Source organism: uncultured Campylobacter sp. (genome assembly GCF_947255105.1).
In the GTDB taxonomy this organism is placed as follows: Bacteria; Campylobacterota; Campylobacteria; order Campylobacterales; family Campylobacteraceae; genus Campylobacter_B.
The window spans coordinates 25,036-42,929 of the sequence record NZ_CAMYFP010000001.1 but is presented as its reverse complement, the minus strand read 5'-3'; the positions used below and the strand labels follow the sequence as shown (position 1 = coordinate 42,929).

The window sequence follows — 17,894 nt, the reverse complement described above, 5'->3', positions numbered from 1 at the left end:
AGCTAAATGAACTTATTCACTAAATCACACCAGTTATTATTACTATTAAATTTATAAAGGAAGAGTTATGAAAATATTAATAAACAAAAACAAGTTAGACTCAATTGTCACAAATGCAAACTCTTTTATCGACAAAAGAGATGCTAGTTCAATAACCTCTCATATACTTTTTGAAGCAAAAAATGACTCACTTGAGATAAAGGCGACTGACTTTGAAATAGGACTTTACTCAAAGATAAATGATGTTAGAATCTTTGAAGAGGGAAGAGCTACAGCCAATGGTAAAAAAATACTAGATATCTTAAGAGCCTTAAAAGATGAAGAGATTACACTTGAAACTATGAATAACTATCTCTATATTAGACAAAAAGGTTCCAAGTATAAACTTGCTATGTATAACACAGATGACTATCCAGAGTTTCCAAATTTAGAAAATAAAAAGAAATTTAAAATAAACTCTGCTAAATTTACTAGAAATCTTAAAAAAATATCTCCAGTAATTGACCAAAATATACAAAATTTTGCACTCTCAGGCGCTTTTATAGATATAGATAAAAATCATGTAAATTTGGTAGCCACAGATACCAAAAGACTCTCAGTCTATACAATGGAGATACAAAGCGATGAAAGCGACTCTTTTATACTTCCTAAAAAAGCTATAAATGAGATTCAAAAGATCTTTTTTGATGAAATAGAAATTTACTACGATGAGACCTTTTTTATAGGCAAAAGTGCTGACTTTGAGTTTTTTACAAAGCTTATTAACTCAAAATATGTCAATTATCAAAAGGTCATACCAACAGATTATGAAAACACAATAACTCTACCAAGAGATAAGTTTTTAAGTGGAATAAGAGCAATCTCAATGGTATGTGAAAAAATGAAGCTTACTTTAAAAGAAAATGCTATACTTTTTGAAAGCATAAATGAAAGTGACAACTCAGAAGCCAAAACTCAAATAGAGTATGAAACTGGAGTTAAAGAGGAGATTAGCTTTAATTTTACCAACAAATTTATAGTTGATTTTCTAAATGTTTTAGAAGAGGATACTTTTACGATGAGTTACAAAAACTCATCACTATCAATTGTATTTAAAAGTAGTGATTTTACAACGGTAGTAATGCCGGTTATTATATAAAGGAAATATATGCAAGAACATTATGGTGCAGGTAATATAAAAGTTTTAAAAGGTCTTGAAGCCGTTAGAAAACGCCCTGGAATGTATATAGGTGATACTAACATTGGTGGTCTTCATCATATGATATATGAAGTTGTTGATAACTCGATAGATGAAGCAATGGCTGGATTTTGTGATGAGATAGATGTAACTATTACAGATGAAAAAAGTGTAATTGTAAGTGATAATGGTCGTGGAATACCTGTTGATATTCACCCAACTGAAAAAATTCCAGCTGCAACTGTTGTTTTGACAGTTCTTCATGCAGGTGGTAAATTTGACAAAGATACCTATAAAGTAAGTGGTGGACTTCACGGCGTTGGAGTAAGTGTTGTAAATGCCCTATCAACAAAACTTGTCTTAACTATCGATAAAGATGGCAAAAGATACAGACAGGAGTTTTCAAAAGGTATTCCAACTACACAACTAGAAGTTATTGGAGATAGCAAATCCAATGGCACAACAGTTGAGTTTTGGCCTGATGATTCGATTTTTGAAACTACTGATTTTCAATATACTGTCTTAGAAGAGAGATTTAAAGAACTTGCATATCTCAATCCAAAAATAACCATAAATTTCAAAGACCAAAGAGTTGGCAAGTCCGATACTTTTCACTTTGAGGGGGGACTTGAAAGCTTTGTAGAACATCTTAATAAAAAAGAGGCAGTTGCTAGAGTTGTCTCTTTTAGTGATGTTGCTGAAGATGTTATGATAGATTTTGCTCTTATGTATAACAGCACCTATTCAGAAACACTCTTTAGTTTTGTAAATAATATCAAAACTCCAGAGGGCGGAACTCACGAAGCGGGCTTTAGAGCAGGACTAACAAGAGTTATAACTAACTACATCTCACTAAATGCAAATGCTAGAGAAAAAGATATAAAAATACTTGGCGATGATGTAAGAGAGGGTTTAATTGCAGTTATAAGTGTCAAAGTTCCTGAACCGCAATTTGAAGGACAAACCAAAGGAAAGCTTGGCAATACCTATGTTAGAACAGTTGTTCAAAGAGTAGTTTTTGATGCTCTTTCAAAGTATTTTGAAGAAAATCCTATAGAAGCAAGAGCCATCATGCAAAAGACATTGATGGCAGCAAGAGGAAGAGAAGCTGCAAGAAAGGCAAGAGATCTTACTAGAAAAAAAGATAATTTTGCAGTTGGCACTCTACCTGGAAAGCTTACAGATTGTCAAAGCAAAGATCCTACCATTAGTGAAATTTACCTAGTTGAGGGAGATAGCGCTGGTGGATCTGCAAAAGAGGGTAGAAATAGAGTTTTTCAAGCTATTTTGCCACTTCGAGGTAAAATTCTAAACGTCGAAAAGGCAAGATTGGATCGTATTTTACAATCAGAAGAGATTAAAAATATGATCACAGCTTTTGGTTGTGGAATTGGCGAAGAGTTTGATGAAGAGAGATTGAGATATCATAAGATTATCATTATGACTGATGCTGATGTTGATGGAAGTCACATTCAAACTCTGCTTTTGACATTTTTCTTTAGATTTTTACCAAAAGTTGTAGAAAATGGCTATGTATATCTAGCTCAACCACCACTTTTTAGATATGAAAAGGGTAAAAGAGAAATTTATCTTAAAGATGAGAGAGCCTTAAATGAGTTTTTGATAGAAAATGGTGTGCAAGAGGGGCAGTTTGAGGGCATTGGTCATAAAGATTTGATAAATTTTTTAAATCTAGTTGCAAACTATAGAGCCATCTTAAACGAACTTAAAAAGAGATTTAATGTCATCTCGGTTATTAGATATATGATAGAAAATAGAGATTTTTCCGGCTATAAATATGAAGATCTTTTTAAAGAGATTGAGAGCTTTTTAAAGAGCCAAAATCACAATATATTAAACTACTATCTAAATGAAGATGAGATTAGAATTTATGTCCAAACCGATAGTGGCTTGGAAGAACTCATCATAAATGACTCACTTTTTACAAATTATCTTTTTGAAGAGGCTATCTATCTTTACTCAAAAATTGCATCAAGAGGGATAGATTTTGGAAAAGATATAATTGAAGTGCTTAATGATATAGAGGCAAATGCTAAAAAAGGTGCCTATATCCAAAGATATAAAGGTCTAGGTGAGATGGATCCAGAGCAACTTTGGGATACTACAATGAACCCAGAAAATAGACGTTTGCTTCGTATTGGTGTAAATGATGCACAGAGTGCTAGTGATACATTTAATCTTTTCATGGGTGATGAGGTTGAGCCAAGAAGAGAGTATATTCAAAATCACGCAAAAGATGTCAAACACTTGGATATATAATGCTGTTTAGTGAAGAAAAAGAGAGACAAAATCGTTTTTTGCTCTCTTTAAAAATTACTTTTCCACTTGTTTTAGTCATAGGTTTATCGCTTTTTTTACTTATACAAAAAGATAAATTTGAATTTGAGTTTGAAGATAAAATTTTATTTGTCATATTGATAGTTTGCTATGTCTATTATATAGTCTATCTTATCTATTTTGCATTTAAAAACTCAGTCCTAGATCCAATAACTAAAGCATTTAATAGAGAGTATATTACTAAACTTATCATTAAAAAACTCAAAAAAAACAGAGAGTTTAATATCTTTCTTATTAGCTTTGACAATATTCAAGATATAAACAACCGCTATGGCTATAACAATGCAGATCTGATTCTTTTGAAATTTGTAAATGAGCTTTCTAAATTTATGAAAGAAAAAGGTCTTGTTAGAGTCCCTATTGGCAAATATAGCGGCGGAAATTTTTTGTTTATTACAAATGAAAAGATTGGCAAAGTAACTCATCTTTTAAAAGAGTTTGAAAGTAGGCTTTTTAGAGATGGTATTGATGGAGTTGAAGTAAAGATTAGTTATAGCGGTATTTCAAGCAATTTTGACAAAAATTTTCAAAACATTATAAATACTTTATTTTTAAAACTTCAAGGCGATAAAGATATTATTAAAGTTTTAAAGCCTGATTATTTTAATGAACTAGTCTATTATAGTATCGGTAACAAGGACTTTAATATAAAATATAACTTGATAAAAAATTTAAAAGCAAATGACGATTTGATTGAATTAAATATCAAGCTATACTCAAAAGAACTAGGACTAGTTAGCAAAAACAAAATTTTATATGCTGCCAAAACAAACAACTACGAAGTGACTTATGACATACAAGTTATTGCCTATCTTTGTGATATTTTGGACTTTAGCAAGTTAAAAAGCAAGATAATTTTAGAAATTTCGCCAGTTAGCTTAAGAAGTACTCTTTTTCAAAACAGCATCGAACTTCTAATAAGCGATAAAAAATTAGATCCAACAAAGATAATTTTCGAGTTTTGGGAGGAAAATTTATATCATGAGATGAATAGATTTGGCGAAATTATAGACAAATTTAAAAATCTTGGTTTTGAGATAGCACTTAGCCATTTTGGCGGCGATAATGCAGGTTATATCTATATAAAATATCTAAATTTGGACTATGTTATCTATGATATGGAGATAAACAAAACTATCGGAGATGAAAAAATTTGCACTATTTTTCTAGGCTATGAGAAGTTATTAAAAGATATTGGCATAAAAACTATAGTTAAATTTATAGATAAGAAAAATTTATATGAGAAATTTAAAAATCTTGGAGTTGATTATATACAAGGTTTTTATTTGGATAAACCAAAAGATATCAAACATTTAAAGGAAGAAAATGCGTTATGGTGAAAAAATTTTAAATGAGTTTGATCCAGAAAAAGATCTTGAAATTTGGGAAAACAAACATAAAAAAAATTATGTTATAAAGATAACTTTGCCAGAATTTACATGCCTTTGTCCAAGGAGTGGTTATCCAGATTTTGCAACAATTTATTTAGAATATATTCCAAATGAGTGGGTTGTTGAATTAAAAGCAATTAAACTTTATATTAATTCATTTATGAATAAAAACATAAGTCATGAAGATAGTATAAATGAAATTTATGATCTGCTTGAAAAAAAATTAAAGCCAAAATGGATGAAAATAGTTGGAGATTTTAATCCAAGAGGAAATGTTCATACAGTTATTGAAATTGATTCAAATTTGGTAAATAGACAGTGATAAAAGCAAGTTTAATAGAACATATTTTTAAGGCAGCATCTATTTCAAGGTGGAATGACTATCCTAAAATGGTAAATTTAGTGGAACTTGATAAACAAGCTCATAAATTTATAATCGCCTATTTTATAGCTAAATTTGAAGATGATGTAGATATGAATTATATCATTGAAGGCGGAATATTTGATTTTTTACTTAGAGTTATGGTTACAGATATCCGCCCAGATGTTTTTCATCAGATCCAAAAAACAAAATCAAAAAAGATAAATGAGTGGGTGATAGATAACTATGAAAATGAGTTAAAAACTATAGAAGATGGCAAATTTTATGAAAGATTTAAAAATTATCTTCTTAAAAAAGATAGCTCTTATCAAAAAGAGCGAGTTATTTTAAAAGCAGCCTCCTATCTTGCGACAAAATGGGAATTTAACATTGTCTATCAAACAAGCCAATTTTTAAGTGATATTGAAGAGCTTAAAAACTCAGTTGATGCCGAGCTTGAGGATTATTATGAATTAACAGGTGTTAGAAAAATTATAATGAATAAAAAGCTCTCTCGTATTGTTGATTTGAGTGGGCGTCTTAGATTTCAAAAGCGTTGGGTACAAACTCCGCGCATTCCTGAGACTTCAGTTTTGGGACATATGTTGGTTGTTGCAATTTTGGGATATTTTTATTCACTTAAAATTAAAGCTTGTAAAAAAAGAGTTGAGTTTAACTTTTTTTGTGCTTTGTTTCATGACCTGCCAGAAAGTTTAACAAGAGATATAATAAGCCCTGTAAAATATGGCATTAAAGGTCTAAATGAAATACTAAACGAGTATGAAATGCGCCTAATTGATGATAAAATTTTGCCTTTTGTGCCAGAAGTTGTAAAAGATGAGTTTAGCTATGTTTTAGGCATTAGAAAAAGTGGGGAAAAATTTGTAAAAGATGAGTTTGAAGATAGGATTTACAAAACAGCTCCAAAACCTTTGCCAAAAAATTTTAAAGAGATAAATTTAGACGAATATAGAACAATTGATGGAAAAGCTTTAAAGTATTGCGATAAACTAGCAGCATTTTTTGAAGCAGGAATTTCTATAAGTTATGGTGTAAAAAGTAAAGAGTTAATTAGTGGTTTTGAGTCAAGTCTTAAATTTTTTAAAGAAAATCCACTAAATGATGAAGTTGATTTTTATGAAATTTGTAAGGATTTTATGAGATTTTTTGATTTAAAAGACCCCTTCTCAGATGGCTGCGGCACATACCAAGCTTAGATGTTCTGCTGTATTCCTACCCTGAAACGGTGCCTAAAAATGACATTGCACAGGTCTAAGAAGAGGCGAGTAAGAATACTAACTAAAAGATACTTAAAAAATGATTAGGATAGATTATGAACTTAAAACTTCGGCTCATCTCTAAATTTCGAGAGCTATTTTTACCACACTATAGATCTCTTGAATTTAGAGCCAAAATTTTTTCAGCAATGTTAATGGCAAAAAAAGAGCCAAGCGAAAAAGATTTTGATACAATAGAAAAAATCGGTAAAGAAATTTATAGCGATGATGAAAAGAGAGCCAAAATACTTGTTTTTTTGGTAAAAGAGTATTTACAAAAGAGCAAAATTTACAAAAATTACACTATTGATGTTGTTTTAAAAGAGATTGATAGTGAGTTAAGAAGTGTGAAAAGATATGCTAAAAAGATAGATTTTGAACACTTAAGAAGACTTATTAGTCAAGATGATGAAGATGAAGCTCTTTTGCAACAAAGAATTTATGAGTTTTTAGTAAATGAGGTTAAAATTTATTTATAAATTTAGAATTAAATTTATATAATTTTCATAATTTAAATTTGGAGAAAGATATTGAAAGACATTAGAAATATAGCTGTAATTGCACACGTTGATCACGGCAAAACTACAATGGTAGATCAACTTTTAAAACAATCAGGCACATTTGATGCTCACAAAGCAGTTGGCGATAGAGTTATGGATAGCGGTGATATTGAAAAAGAAAGAGGTATTACAATTTTAAGCAAAAATACTGCCATTATTTATAAAGATACAAAAATAAATATTATTGATACTCCAGGGCATGCCGATTTTGGTGGAGAAGTTGAACGAGTTTTAAAGATGGTTGATGGAGTTTTACTTTTAGTTGACGCACAAGAAGGTGTTATGCCACAGACTAAATTTGTTGTTAAAAAGGCACTTTCTTTTGGTCTTAAACCAATTGTTGTTATTAATAAAATTGATAAACCAGCAGCTGATCCAGATAGAGTAATAAATGAAATATTTGACCTTTTTGTAGCTCTTGATGCAAATGATGAACAATTAGAGTTTGTTACAGTTTATGCAGCTGCAAGAGATGGTTACGCAAAGTTAAATTTAGATGATGAAAACAAAGATATGACACCACTTTTTGAAACAATTTTACAAAATGTTCCAAAACCAAGTGGAAGCAATGATAATCCTTTACAACTTCAAGTTTTTACTCTTGATTATGATAATTATGTTGGTAAAATTGGTATTGCAAGAATATTTAATGGTAAAATTAGCAAAAATCAAAGTGTTATGCAAGTAAGAGCTGATGGCACAAAACTAACAGGTAGAATTTCAAAGTTAATTGGCTTTTTAGGACTTAATAGACTAGATATTGATGAAGCAAGCTGTGGTGATATTGTAGCAATTGCGGGATTTGAAGCTTTGGGAGTTGGAGATAGTATAGTTGATCCTGCTAACCCTATGCCACTTGAAGAACTTCATATTGAAGAGCCAACAATTAGTGTTATTTTTAGTGTAAATGATGGGCCACTTGCTGGAACTGAGGGTAAGAGTGTAACTTCAAACAAGATAGAAGAAAGACTTCAAAACGAGATGAAAACCAACATCGCTATGCGTTATGAAAACATTGGCGAGGGTAAATTTAGAGTTAGTGGAAGAGGCGAGTTACAGATTACAATTTTAGCTGAAAGTATGAGAAGAGAGGGATTTGAGTTTTTACTAGGTCGCCCTGAGGTTATTGTAAAAGAGATAAATGGTGTTAAATGTGAGCCTTTTGAAAATTTAGTTATTGATTGTCCTGATGAATTTACTGGTATTATTATCGAAAAACTTGGTAAAAAAAGAGCTGAGATGAAAGTTATGAGTCCAACAGGCGATGGACAGACAAGATTGGAGTTTGAAATTCCAGCTCGTGGATTGATTGGATTTAGAAGTCAGTTTTTAACAGATACTAAGGGTGAGGGTATAATGAACCATAGCTTTTTAGAGTTTCGCCCACTTTGTGGAAGTGTTGAAAGACGGGTAAATGGAGCTTTAGTAAGTATGGAAAATGGTGTTGCACTAGCTTATAGTTTATGGAATTTACAAGAAAGAGGAGTTTTATTTATTGAACCTCAAGCCAAAGTTTATACAGGAATGATAATTGGCGAGCACAGCCGCCCAAATGACCTTGATGTAAATCCTATAAAAGGTAAGAATTTAACTAACGTTAGAGCAAGTGGAAGTGATGATGCTATAAAACTAGTTCCTCCAAGAATTCTAACACTTGAAAGAGCATTGGAGTGGATAGAAGAAGATGAACTTGTTGAAGTAACCCCTAAAAATATCCGTGTTAGAAAACGCTATTTAGATCCAACTATTAGAAAAAGAATGGCTAAAAAATTAGGTTAAATTTAGTTTTTTAAAACTTAGTCCAAAACAGTGGGCTAAGTTTGTTATATTTTTATATGTAATAAAGTGAATTTTTTGTAAAATAGACCAAATTTTACAAAGGATTTATAATGAATGGAACTTTGATATTTGTAGCGATTTTAGTTGTTTTACTTTTTTGGTTAATTAGTGTTTATAACGACTTGATAGCCAAAAGAAATCAAGTTAAAAATATCCGCGCAGGTGTATTTACTCAGCTTAAAAAAAGATATGATTTAATTCCAAATTTAGTTTCAACTGTAAAAGAGTATTTAACACATGAAAAAGAGGTCTTAACTAAGGTTACTGAACTTAGAAGTAGGGCTATAAATTCAAACAACAACAAAGAAACTTTTGATTTAAATTCCCAAATTTCAAAACTTTTAGGAAATATTCAAGTTGCGATTGAAGCCTATCCAGATTTAAAAGCAAATGAAAATGTTATGCATTTACAAGCTACTTTAACTGAGATTGAAGAGCAAATTTCAGCTGCAAGAAGAGCATACAACTCAAGTGTAATGGTTTATAACAATACAATTGAGATGTTTCCAAGTAATATAATTGCAAATTTCTTTAAATTTGAAAAAGATGCGTTTTTTGAAATTGAAAAAGATGAAAAAGCAAGTCCAAATGTTAGTGAGCTTTTCAAAAAATAGTAAATGAATGATATAAAAAACCTTGAAAACAAGAGATTAGCCATTTTAAGCCACCTTAAAATGGTACTTTTGTTTTTAAGTGGTTTGGCTATTTTAGCTTTTGTCTATCTCTATTTTTCATCAGATAATTTTTTAACTTCACTTTTTATTCCTAGCTTTTGTGCCGTTTTTATCTATCAAACATATAGAAATTTTGCTGTAAAAAATTTTAATTATGAGTTTAAAAACAAACTCTTAAGAGAAATTATCACAAAAATTAGCCCAAATTTAGATTATTTTCCAAATAAATTTATAGATAAAAAAGAGTTTTACTATCCAAATATTTATAAAATTGCTGATTTTTATGGTGGAAATGACTTGATAGAGGGTAAATTTAAAGGTGTAAATATAAAATTAAGCGATCTGTTTTTACAAGAAGAGATCATAACCTATGATGAAAAAGGAAATCAAAAAGTTCGCTATGAAACTATATTTAAAGGGATATTTTTTATAGCCGATTTTAATAAAACTTTTACTTCCAAAACCTATGTCTTATCAAATAAAATTGCTTTTTTAAAAAGATTTGGTAATAGAGCATATATGGATGATGTGGAGTTCGAAAAAAGCTTTAAAACATTTACAAATGATCAAATAAATGCAAGATATATTTTAACACCAAATTTTATGGAAAGAGTTTTAAAAATCAAAAATTATTTTAAAAAAGAGCTTAATTTTGCCTTTTTGGATAGTAAAATTTATATTTATTTGGAGTTTAATTATGATAGTTTTGAGCCAAAACTTCATAACTCTTTAATTGGTGAAAATTCAATTTTAGAAATTTATGAAAAAGATATTTTAGAAATTTTAAATTTAGTTGGAGAACTGAATTTAAATAATAAAATTTGGAAAAACTATGGAATATAAGTATAAAACACTTTTAGAGTTGGAAAAAAAACGCCAATTTTTAAATAATTCCTCGTTTATAAACTCTTTTTTGTCATTTGTTTTTATAATTTTATTTTTGGTATTAATACTGATATTTTATAGACAATATTTTATAAATTCAAACTATAAAGATAAAATTTTTCTTTTTATTTTAATAATTTTATCTATAAAACTACTTTTTTCTACTTCAAAAGAGCTAAGAGCAGATAAATCAAAAGATTTTAATAAAGAGTTTAAAAACTATTTTTTAAAACCATATTTAGAGAACAAAGGCTTTGTTTATAAGCCTTATTATGGAGTTGAGACTGTTGATTTGATTCGTTCAAGACTTTTTAGAGAATTTGACTATGAAAATGGCGATGATACAGTAAGCGGCGAGATAAAAAGTATAAAAAATGGTAACGGCGTTAAGTTTTATTTTGGTGATATTGTTTTAAAAAATTTAAAACAAGAGAAAGATAGCTATTCATTTTTAGCAGAAACTTTAATTCCAGCATATCGCAGTCGAAAGAGAACTGATATTATTTTTAAAGGGATATTTTTTAAGGCTGATTTTAATAAATTTATTGATTCAAGCACCTTTATAATGAGTTTTGGAGCTCCAAAAGGAAATTTAAAAGAAATTAAAGTTGATAATGTTTTATTCAATGAGAAATTCAAAGTTTTTAGTGATGATATACAAAATGCATTTTATATCTTAACGCCAGCATTTATGGAGCGAGTTTTAGAGCTTTACAACCATTTTAAAACAGATATTAACATCAGTTTTTTAAAAGGCACTATTTATATTGCAATTGAAACTGGGATTAATAGCTTTGAACCAGATATTACAAAAAGTTTAATCACTCAAAATCCAGCCAAAAACATCATAAAAGATATTGAAAAGATTCTAAAAATAGTTGAAATTTTAAGGATAAATAGTGAAAACAATAACTCTGCATGAGTTAGAAATGGAGCGAAGAAAGGCAGTTTCTAACTTTTTGGCACTTCAAATTTATGCATTTTTAAAGGTATTTTTTGTTTTATTTTTTGCATTTTTGATAGTTTTAGTTCAGTTTTTAGACCTTACAAGGCTAAATTTCATAACTAAGTTGTTTATAATTATCTCATTTTTAATATTTTTAATTTATGGATTTAGAAGAGAGTATCTAAATTTAGTTGATAAAAGAGCAAGAGTTTTTAGAAATTTATATAAAGAAAAATACCTTTTGCCCTACCTCAAATACAAAGGCATAAATTATAAAATGAACGCCTATATAAACGCTACAGATATCATCAGAAGCGGACTTTTTGAACCTTTTAGCCACCAAAGAGGCAATGATATGATAACGGGTGAGATTAATGGTGTTAGCTTTAGTTTTAGTGATTTGGTTTTAGAAGATAAAAAAGAGACTGATAATGAAATAGATTTACGTCTTTGGGCAATTCGTTTTTTGATAAATTACTTTTCTTACCGCTATGAAAGAGATAAAACTCACCTTTTTACAGGCATTTTGTTTATCGCTGATTTTAACAAAAACATCAAGTCAAACACCTTTATCATGTCCCATCACGCTCCAAGAGATAAAAAAGGGCTTAGTCTAATAACCCTTGACAATCCCAAATTTAACGAAAAATTCAAAGTCTTTAGCGATGATATTCAAAACGCATTTTATCTTTTAACTCCCGCATTTATGGAGCGAGTTTTAAATTTGCAAAAGATTTTTAATTGTGAAATTAACATTAGCTTTATAAAAACTAAAATTTATATCGCCATAAACAAAGGCTTTGATAGTTTTGAGGCTGATATCAACAAGCCCATTGTAAAACAAGACCCAGCAAAAGTTATTTTAGATGATTTAAACGCACTTTTTGGTATTGTTAATGTCTTAGCACTTGATAGAAATTTATGGGCAAATTTGGATAGTTAAAAAGCAAACTAAAGGCTCAAATTTGCTTCACACGGGCAAATTTAAAGGTGCAGTTTTTGCAAAGTGGCTCTACTGAAAGATTTTTCTTAAATCCCTCTCTTATGAGAGTTGCTCTTTTGGAGTGATAAATTTCATCAAGCGAGCTTTGAAAGATATTTCCAAGCTCTATAACTCCACCCGCGTCCATACAGCAAGGCACAACAACGCCACTACTTAGCACGCCTATTTGCTTCTCTAGCCCGTAACATCGCCCACTAGCTTCGCCATCTCCCTTGATAGTTGGCCACTCAAAAGTTTTTCCTTGAGTTAGTAAAATATGTCTTTTTAGCCTTGTTTTTTGGGCTTTTTTATCGATATTTAAACCAAAGTGCAGTCCCAGTGCTTCATAAAACTTTGAGTTGTCATTTAGCGGTTTTAGCTCGCTATCTAGGTTCCAAAGTCTTAAATTTATAAAGCCATCGCCGCTAAATTGGTCGCAAAGATAGAAGATGTTTGAGAGATATTGCTTAAAAGCAACTTTTTTTTGATGAAAAAAACTAGCAAGAGAGATGTTAATTTGCTTGATGTTTTGATATGAGAGCAACAGATCCGCTCGCGAAGCGTCTAAAAAAACTCCACTTGTAGTGATCTCAATGTTGCTATTTTGCTCCTTTGCAACCTCTAAATAGCTCTTTAAATTTGAAAGTATCAAAGGATCGCCCAAGATGTGAAGAGCTATGATGTCGGCTCTGTTTTCAAACTCTTTGAGAGTTTTTCTAAAGTTCTCCACGCTCATTATCCCTCTTTTATTTTTTAGTATGGGACAAAACGAGCAGCCAAGCCCGCAAATATCGCTTAGTTCGATATAGACCTTTTTAAATTTCATCTTTTTGTTTTATCATTTTTAGCCACTCACTTAGCCTTTTTTCAAAACCAATCTCATTGCTACTATAGAAATTTAACTCTTTTTCTAGATATTTTTGCTCCACCCAACCACCAAAATCGTGCGGATAGAGATACTCTTTTATCTTTATATCGTTGTTTATGAGATATCTTGGTATGGCTAGAGGTGGTGTAGATCTTACATATTCTAAGGCTTTGTTTATCGCCTTGTAGCTGCTGTTTGACTTGGGACTTGAGGCAAGATAGACGGCGCACTGTGCAAGTATAATTCTAGCTTCTGGATAGCCGATATTTTTTACGCCACTCATCGTGCTAACTGCTAAATTTAGTGCGTTTGGGTTGGCATTGCCTATATCTTCACTTGCAAAGATGACAAATCTTCTAGCGATAAACTCAGGGCTCTCTGCTGCCTCTATAAGTCTTGCTAGATAGTAAAGTGCTGCATCAACATCGCTTCCTCTTAGACTTTTTATCAAAGCACTTGCTAGGTTGTAGTGTGTATCTGATGAGCTAACACCTTGCCCAAGTGGATAGGCTCTTATCTTTTTTAAGATCTCAAGAGTTAAATTTCTGCTTTGAAGTAGGGCAAACTCAAGTAAATTTAGCATAGCTCTTGCATCGCCGCCGCTACTTACAAAAAGATACTCTTTTGCCTCATCATCGATGGTAAAATCCTCATCTTCTCTTACTCTTTTTAGGATATTTTCAAAGTTTTTTATAGGTTTAAACTCAAAAACACAACATCTACTTCTTATGGCTTGAGTTAGTGCAAACAATGGATTGGCGGTGCTTGCTCCGATAAAAATGGCGTCATAGTTCTCCATGGGTAAAAGAAGTGTCTCTTGCTGTGTTTTTGAGAGGCGATGAATTTCATCTATAAAGATAAGTGGCTTTAAGAGTGCTCCTTTTGGTATGACCTTTCTAACCTCATCTATCTTTAAATTTGCACCATCAAACTCAAAAAACAGTGTTTCAAGCTCATTTGCAAGTGCTCTTGCAAAGCTAGTTTTGCCAGTTCCTGCGCCGCCAAAAAAGATAGAGTGCGGTATTTGGTTGGATTTGATGAAGTTTTTAAAAATCCCCACTATCTCATCTTGAGAGCAAATTTCATCCAAGTTTTTAGGTCGATATTTTAAAGCAAAATTCATCTTAGCCATTGGAAAGATCCCAATCTATTGGAGTGATGTTGTGTTTTATGAGGTAGTCGTTACATCTACTAAAGTGCCTACAGCCAAAAAACTCCCCTCTTGCAAGTGGGCTTGGATGAGCGGCTGTTAGTATAAGATGAGAGTTTTTATCGATGAGCGGCGCTTTTTGTTTTGCAAAATTGCCCCAAAGCATAAAGACAACATTTTTTTTCTTTTGGCTTATAGTTTGTATCACACTATCGCTAAATCTTTGCCAACCAAAGTTTGAGTGAGAATTTGGGCAGTTTGCGCCAACTGTAAGAGTGGCATTCAAAAGTAAAACTCCCTGTTTTGCCCAGTAGCTAAGATCGCCGCTATTTGGCTCTTTGATATTTAAGTCGCTTTGAATCTCGCTATAGATATTTTTAAGGCTAGGCGGGATCTTAACATCTCTTGGAACAGAGAAGCTAAGTCCCATAGCTTGCCCCCTTTTGTGATAGGGATCTTGCCCAAGTATGACAACTTTTACTTTGGAAAATGGTGTAAGGTTAAAGGCGTTAAAGATGAGGTTAGGTGGCGGATAGACCTCCTCTTTTCTAAGAGCTATGAGTAACTCTTTTTTGATATTGTCAAAATATGGAGATAAAAACTGCTCTTTTAGCTGCTCTTTCCAACCGCTTTCTATCCTTACATCTTCAAGTTTTATCACATCTAACCCTAATTAAACCCTAAATTTGACTATTTTTTAAAATATCTCTCTTCGTTTTTTTCAACTTGCTTAATATTGAGTAGCACAAATTTATAACTTGCATAGATCAAAACAAACCAAAAAATTATAAATACAATTGACTTTATCATTTTATTTTCCTTATTCTATCTCATCTTTTGTGAGTTTTTTAGCATCCATAAGTCGCCAAACATAGGCAATATAACCTAGTAAAACTGGCGCCCAAAGTGAAACTACAGCCATAACTTTGAGTGTATATGGGCTTGAACTTGCATTTTTTATGGTAAGTGAGCTTTGCAAGTCAAAGTGTGATGGATAAAAGGCTGTGGAGTTTAGTCCAGCTACCAAAAACACGCTCATCACAACCAAAACAACACCAGCTCCGTATGGAAAAATTCCCTTTATGCTGGTTGTAAAGATAGCTTTGTAAAGTCCAAAGAGAGCCAGAATTAGCCCAATTAAGAGCATAATCAAAACAATTGGCATCTTTAAGTAATTTAGTCCATATTTAAATTTCACTAGACTTACAATGCCATTTTCGTCTACAAAATAGCCATCTTTTAGGACAAGAGCTACCAAAAAAGCTACCAAAAATAGCACGAAAATTAAGGCGTCAATTTTTAAATTTGACCTTAAATTTGATCTTATCTTTTCATCGTTTATATTGTTTATAAGATAGATTGCTCCACCAACTCTTGCTTGGAAAAAAAGAGCGATTGCAAGAAGATAGTTAAATGGATCTTTCAAAGCCTCAAGTCCTCTAAACTTGCTCTGCCAAGCGACAAAATTGCTACCATCCAAAACAAAGCTACTTCCACTAAAAAAGGTAGATACCGCAACACCTATCAAAATAACTCCCAAAGAGCCATTTATATAAAGGAAATTTTCATAAGTTTTTTGTCCTAAAAAGTTTTTTGGTTTTTTTCTATACTCATACGCAACTGCTTGGACAATAAAACAAAAAAGTATTCCAAGCCAAACCCAGTAAGCTCCGCCAAAACTAGTTGCATAAAAGAGTGGAAAAGCGGCAAAGCAAGCTCCGCCAAACATAACCAAAGTTGTAAAAGTAAGCTCCCATTTTAGTCCAACTGAGTTTAAAAAGAGATCTCTTTCTTGCTCATTTTTTGCAACTTTTTTAACCAAAGTTTGTCCGCCTTGAACAAACATCATAAAGACAAAAAGCCCCCCAATTAGCGAAACTACAATCCACCAATAAATTTGTAAAAACTCATACATCTCAAAATCCTATCTTGATCTGTTTAAGCATGATTTTAATCTCAGCTATAAACAAAATTGTAAATAAAAGTGCAAAAAGCCAAAAAGAGAGCCAAACATTAAAGCTTGCCAAATTTGTAACTGCAACTCCAACAGGCATTAGATCTTGTATTGCCCAAGGTTGTCGCCCAACTTCTGCCACTACCCAACCTGCTTCACACGCAACATATCCAAGTGGTATGCTAAAGACGCATGCCCAAAGAATTTTTTTGTATTTTTCGATATTGTTTGCCATAGTTAGATAGAGTGTCACAAAAAATAGCAATATAAAATAAGAGCCAAGTGCGACCATTAGGTGAAAGCTATAAAAGGTAAGCGCAACAGGCGGAACAATATCTTCTGGTTTTTCTAAATATCCATAGCCAAAGTTTTGCATATTTTTATCTAAAATCGACCTATAATAGGCAATCTCATCTCTATCTTGAGTGGATTTGATACCTTGAAGTGCATTTAGCGCTGCCTCGCCGCTCTCCATTCTGCTCTTAGTTGATGGGATACCAAACTTCTCATTGCCATAGACTAAGTCATCGATGCCTGGAGTAAAGTTATTTATCCCTCTTGTTGCCATAAGTCCTAGCAAATAGGGCGCTTGAAACTGCACTATAAAAGGCTCTTTATCATCGCCTGGTTTTTTGCCTGGTGTTAAAATCCCCATAGCAACAACTCCGGCATTTACTTCGCCCTTATAAAGTCCCTCCATCGCAGCTAGTTTCATTGGCTGTTTTTGTGCTACTTGATAGGCGCTTTCATCGCCGCTAAATAGAACAAAGATTGAGCTTAAAAGCCCAAAACTTGCAGCTATGATAAAGCTTTTTTTAGCCATTTGAAAATCTCTTTTTTTAAGCATAAAGTAGGCTGAGATTCCCAAAACAAAGAGAGCCGAAGTGATATATCCGCCACTAACTGTGTGTAAAAACTTGCTTATTGCAACAGGTGAGAGTGCAACCTGGGCGAAATTTACCATCTCATTTCGAAGAGTTTCGTGGTTGAAAACTGTGCCAACTGGGTGTTGCATCCAGCCATTTGCAACAAGTATCCAAAAAGCACTTAAATTTGAGCCAAGTGCTACCATCCAAGTTGAGAAAAGATGAAATTTTTTACTAACTCTATCCCAACCAAAAAACATAACAGCAAAAAATGTAGCCTCTAGGAAAAAGGCAAAAAGTCCCTCAATCGCCAAAGGTGCTCCAAAGATATCTCCAACAAACCACGAATAGTTCGCCCAGTTTGTTCCAAACTCAAACTCCATTATAAGTCCAGTTGCAACGCCAATGGCAAAGTTTATGGCAAAAAGCCTAAGCCAAAATTTAGTTATTTTTTTCCACTCAGGATTGCCTGTCTTTACATAGATAGTCTCCATAAAAGCTATCATAAAAGAGAGACCCAAAGTTAGTGGAACAAATAAAAAGTGATATATGGCTGTTAGTGCAAATTGCGCTCTTGACCAATCAAGTGTTAAAAGATCGTCCATC

General features: G+C 32.0%; 15 protein-coding genes, 1 other RNA gene and 1 pseudogene. 11 read left to right on the top strand and 6 right to left on the bottom strand.

Going from position 1 to position 17,894, the window contains the following annotated elements; genetic code table 11:
• Positions 1-67: 67 nt before the first annotated feature.
• The 5 genes and pseudogenes from dnaN to Q0X52_RS00225 all read left to right on the top strand — a co-directional run.
• Positions 68-1,138 carry a DNA polymerase III subunit beta gene (dnaN, locus tag Q0X52_RS00245; RefSeq protein WP_297573296.1) on the top strand — a complete coding sequence of 357 codons (1,071 nt, stop codon included), beginning with the start codon at positions 68-70 and terminating at the stop codon, positions 1,136-1,138.
• 9 nt (positions 1,139-1,147) lie between these two features.
• Positions 1,148-3,457, top strand: a complete 2,310-nt coding sequence (gene gyrB, locus Q0X52_RS00240; protein ID WP_297573294.1) for a DNA topoisomerase (ATP-hydrolyzing) subunit B — start codon at positions 1,148-1,150, stop codon at positions 3,455-3,457.
• Positions 3,457-4,875, top strand: a complete 1,419-nt coding sequence (locus Q0X52_RS00235) for an EAL domain-containing protein (RefSeq protein WP_297573292.1) — start codon at positions 3,457-3,459, stop codon at positions 4,873-4,875. The genes gyrB and Q0X52_RS00235 overlap by 1 nt, the downstream gene beginning before the upstream one ends.
• Positions 4,862-5,248, top strand: a complete 387-nt coding sequence (gene queF / locus Q0X52_RS00230) for a preQ(1) synthase (RefSeq protein ID WP_024962388.1) — start codon at positions 4,862-4,864, stop codon at positions 5,246-5,248. The genes Q0X52_RS00235 and queF overlap by 14 nt, the downstream gene beginning before the upstream one ends.
• Positions 5,245-6,438, top strand: a pseudogene (locus Q0X52_RS00225) (HD domain-containing protein); the annotation flags it as partial. The gene queF and the pseudogene Q0X52_RS00225, both read left to right, overlap by 4 nt.
• A gap of 30 nt (positions 6,439-6,468) precedes the next feature.
• Here Q0X52_RS00225 and ffs read toward each other — a convergent pair.
• Positions 6,469-6,566, bottom strand: an RNA gene (gene ffs / locus Q0X52_RS00220) — signal recognition particle sRNA small type.
• 54 nt (positions 6,567-6,620) lie between these two features.
• On the opposite strand from ffs, the gene Q0X52_RS00215 reads away from it, so the two are divergent.
• The 6 genes from Q0X52_RS00215 (at position 6,621) to Q0X52_RS00190 (ending at position 12,411) form a co-directional block, all read left to right on the top strand.
• Positions 6,621-7,043, top strand: coding sequence for a hypothetical protein (locus tag Q0X52_RS00215; protein ID WP_297573288.1), 423 nt, complete (start codon positions 6,621-6,623; stop codon positions 7,041-7,043).
• 51 nt (positions 7,044-7,094) lie between these two features.
• Positions 7,095-8,903 carry a translational GTPase TypA gene (gene typA, locus Q0X52_RS00210; RefSeq protein ID WP_297573286.1) on the top strand — a complete coding sequence of 603 codons (1,809 nt, stop codon included), beginning with the start codon at positions 7,095-7,097 and terminating at the stop codon, positions 8,901-8,903.
• Between the two features lie 110 nt (positions 8,904-9,013).
• Positions 9,014-9,577: a LemA family protein gene (locus Q0X52_RS00205; RefSeq protein ID WP_258299295.1), complete on the top strand. Its 564-nt coding sequence runs from the start codon at positions 9,014-9,016 to the stop codon at positions 9,575-9,577.
• Between the two features lie 3 nt (positions 9,578-9,580).
• The gene (locus Q0X52_RS00200) at positions 9,581-10,480 is read left to right on the top strand and encodes a DUF3137 domain-containing protein (protein ID WP_297573283.1); all 900 of its coding nucleotides are present in this window, start codon (positions 9,581-9,583) and stop codon (positions 10,478-10,480) included.
• Positions 10,470-11,444, top strand: a complete 975-nt coding sequence (locus Q0X52_RS00195; protein WP_297573281.1) for a DUF3137 domain-containing protein — start codon at positions 10,470-10,472, stop codon at positions 11,442-11,444. Before Q0X52_RS00200 ends, Q0X52_RS00195 begins: the two co-directional genes overlap by 11 nt.
• On the top strand, positions 11,422-12,411 hold the full coding sequence (locus Q0X52_RS00190; protein ID WP_297573279.1) for a DUF3137 domain-containing protein: 990 nt from the start codon (positions 11,422-11,424) through the stop codon (positions 12,409-12,411). Before Q0X52_RS00195 ends, Q0X52_RS00190 begins: the two co-directional genes overlap by 23 nt.
• A 16-nt stretch (positions 12,412-12,427) precedes the next feature.
• Here the strand turns inward: Q0X52_RS00190 and Q0X52_RS00185 are convergent, their stop codons facing one another.
• The 5 genes from Q0X52_RS00185 to Q0X52_RS00165 form a co-directional block, all read right to left on the bottom strand.
• Positions 12,428-13,276 carry a radical SAM/SPASM domain-containing protein gene (locus Q0X52_RS00185; RefSeq protein WP_297573277.1) on the bottom strand — a complete coding sequence of 283 codons (849 nt, stop codon included), beginning with the start codon at positions 13,274-13,276 and terminating at the stop codon, positions 12,428-12,430.
• Positions 13,266-14,441 carry a replication-associated recombination protein A gene (locus Q0X52_RS00180; RefSeq protein WP_297573980.1) on the bottom strand — a complete coding sequence of 392 codons (1,176 nt, stop codon included), beginning with the start codon at positions 14,439-14,441 and terminating at the stop codon, positions 13,266-13,268. Before Q0X52_RS00180 ends, Q0X52_RS00185 begins: the two co-directional genes overlap by 11 nt.
• Position 14,442: 1 nt before the next feature.
• The gene (gene ung / locus Q0X52_RS00175) at positions 14,443-15,126 is read right to left on the bottom strand and encodes a uracil-DNA glycosylase (protein WP_297573978.1); all 684 of its coding nucleotides are present in this window, start codon (positions 15,124-15,126) and stop codon (positions 14,443-14,445) included.
• Between the two features lie 162 nt (positions 15,127-15,288).
• Positions 15,289-16,383, bottom strand: a complete 1,095-nt coding sequence (locus tag Q0X52_RS00170) for a cytochrome d ubiquinol oxidase subunit II (RefSeq protein ID WP_297573275.1) — start codon at positions 16,381-16,383, stop codon at positions 15,289-15,291.
• A 1-nt stretch (position 16,384) separates the two neighbouring features.
• Positions 16,385-17,893, bottom strand: a complete 1,509-nt coding sequence (locus Q0X52_RS00165; RefSeq protein ID WP_297573273.1) for a cytochrome ubiquinol oxidase subunit I — start codon at positions 17,891-17,893, stop codon at positions 16,385-16,387.
• Position 17,894: the final 1 nt, after the last annotated feature.

Excerpts from the sequence above, each read along its gene's own strand:
- queF (WP_024962388.1), top strand. The coding sequence starts at position 4,862 with ATGCGTTATGGTGAAAAAATTTTAAATGAGTTTGATCCAGAAAAAGAT.
- Q0X52_RS00195 (WP_297573281.1), top strand. The coding sequence starts at position 10,470 with ATGGAATATAAGTATAAAACACTTTTAGAGTTGGAAAAAAAACGCCAA.
- Q0X52_RS00205 (WP_258299295.1), top strand. The coding sequence starts at position 9,014 with ATGAATGGAACTTTGATATTTGTAGCGATTTTAGTTGTTTTACTTTTT.
- Q0X52_RS00180 (WP_297573980.1), bottom strand. The coding sequence starts at position 14,441 with ATGAATTTTGCTTTAAAATATCGACCTAAAAACTTGGATGAAATTTGC.
- Q0X52_RS00200 (WP_297573283.1), top strand. The coding sequence starts at position 9,581 with ATGAATGATATAAAAAACCTTGAAAACAAGAGATTAGCCATTTTAAGC.
- Q0X52_RS00170 (WP_297573275.1), bottom strand. The coding sequence starts at position 16,383 with ATGTATGAGTTTTTACAAATTTATTGGTGGATTGTAGTTTCGCTAATT.
- Q0X52_RS00215 (WP_297573288.1), top strand. The coding sequence starts at position 6,621 with ATGAACTTAAAACTTCGGCTCATCTCTAAATTTCGAGAGCTATTTTTA.
- Q0X52_RS00235 (WP_297573292.1), top strand. The coding sequence starts at position 3,457 with ATGCTGTTTAGTGAAGAAAAAGAGAGACAAAATCGTTTTTTGCTCTCT.
- Q0X52_RS00185 (WP_297573277.1), bottom strand. The coding sequence starts at position 13,276 with ATGAAATTTAAAAAGGTCTATATCGAACTAAGCGATATTTGCGGGCTT.
- Q0X52_RS00165 (WP_297573273.1), bottom strand. The coding sequence starts at position 17,893 with ATGGACGATCTTTTAACACTTGATTGGTCAAGAGCGCAATTTGCACTA.
- dnaN (WP_297573296.1), top strand. The coding sequence starts at position 68 with ATGAAAATATTAATAAACAAAAACAAGTTAGACTCAATTGTCACAAAT.
- gyrB (WP_297573294.1), top strand. The coding sequence starts at position 1,148 with ATGCAAGAACATTATGGTGCAGGTAATATAAAAGTTTTAAAAGGTCTT.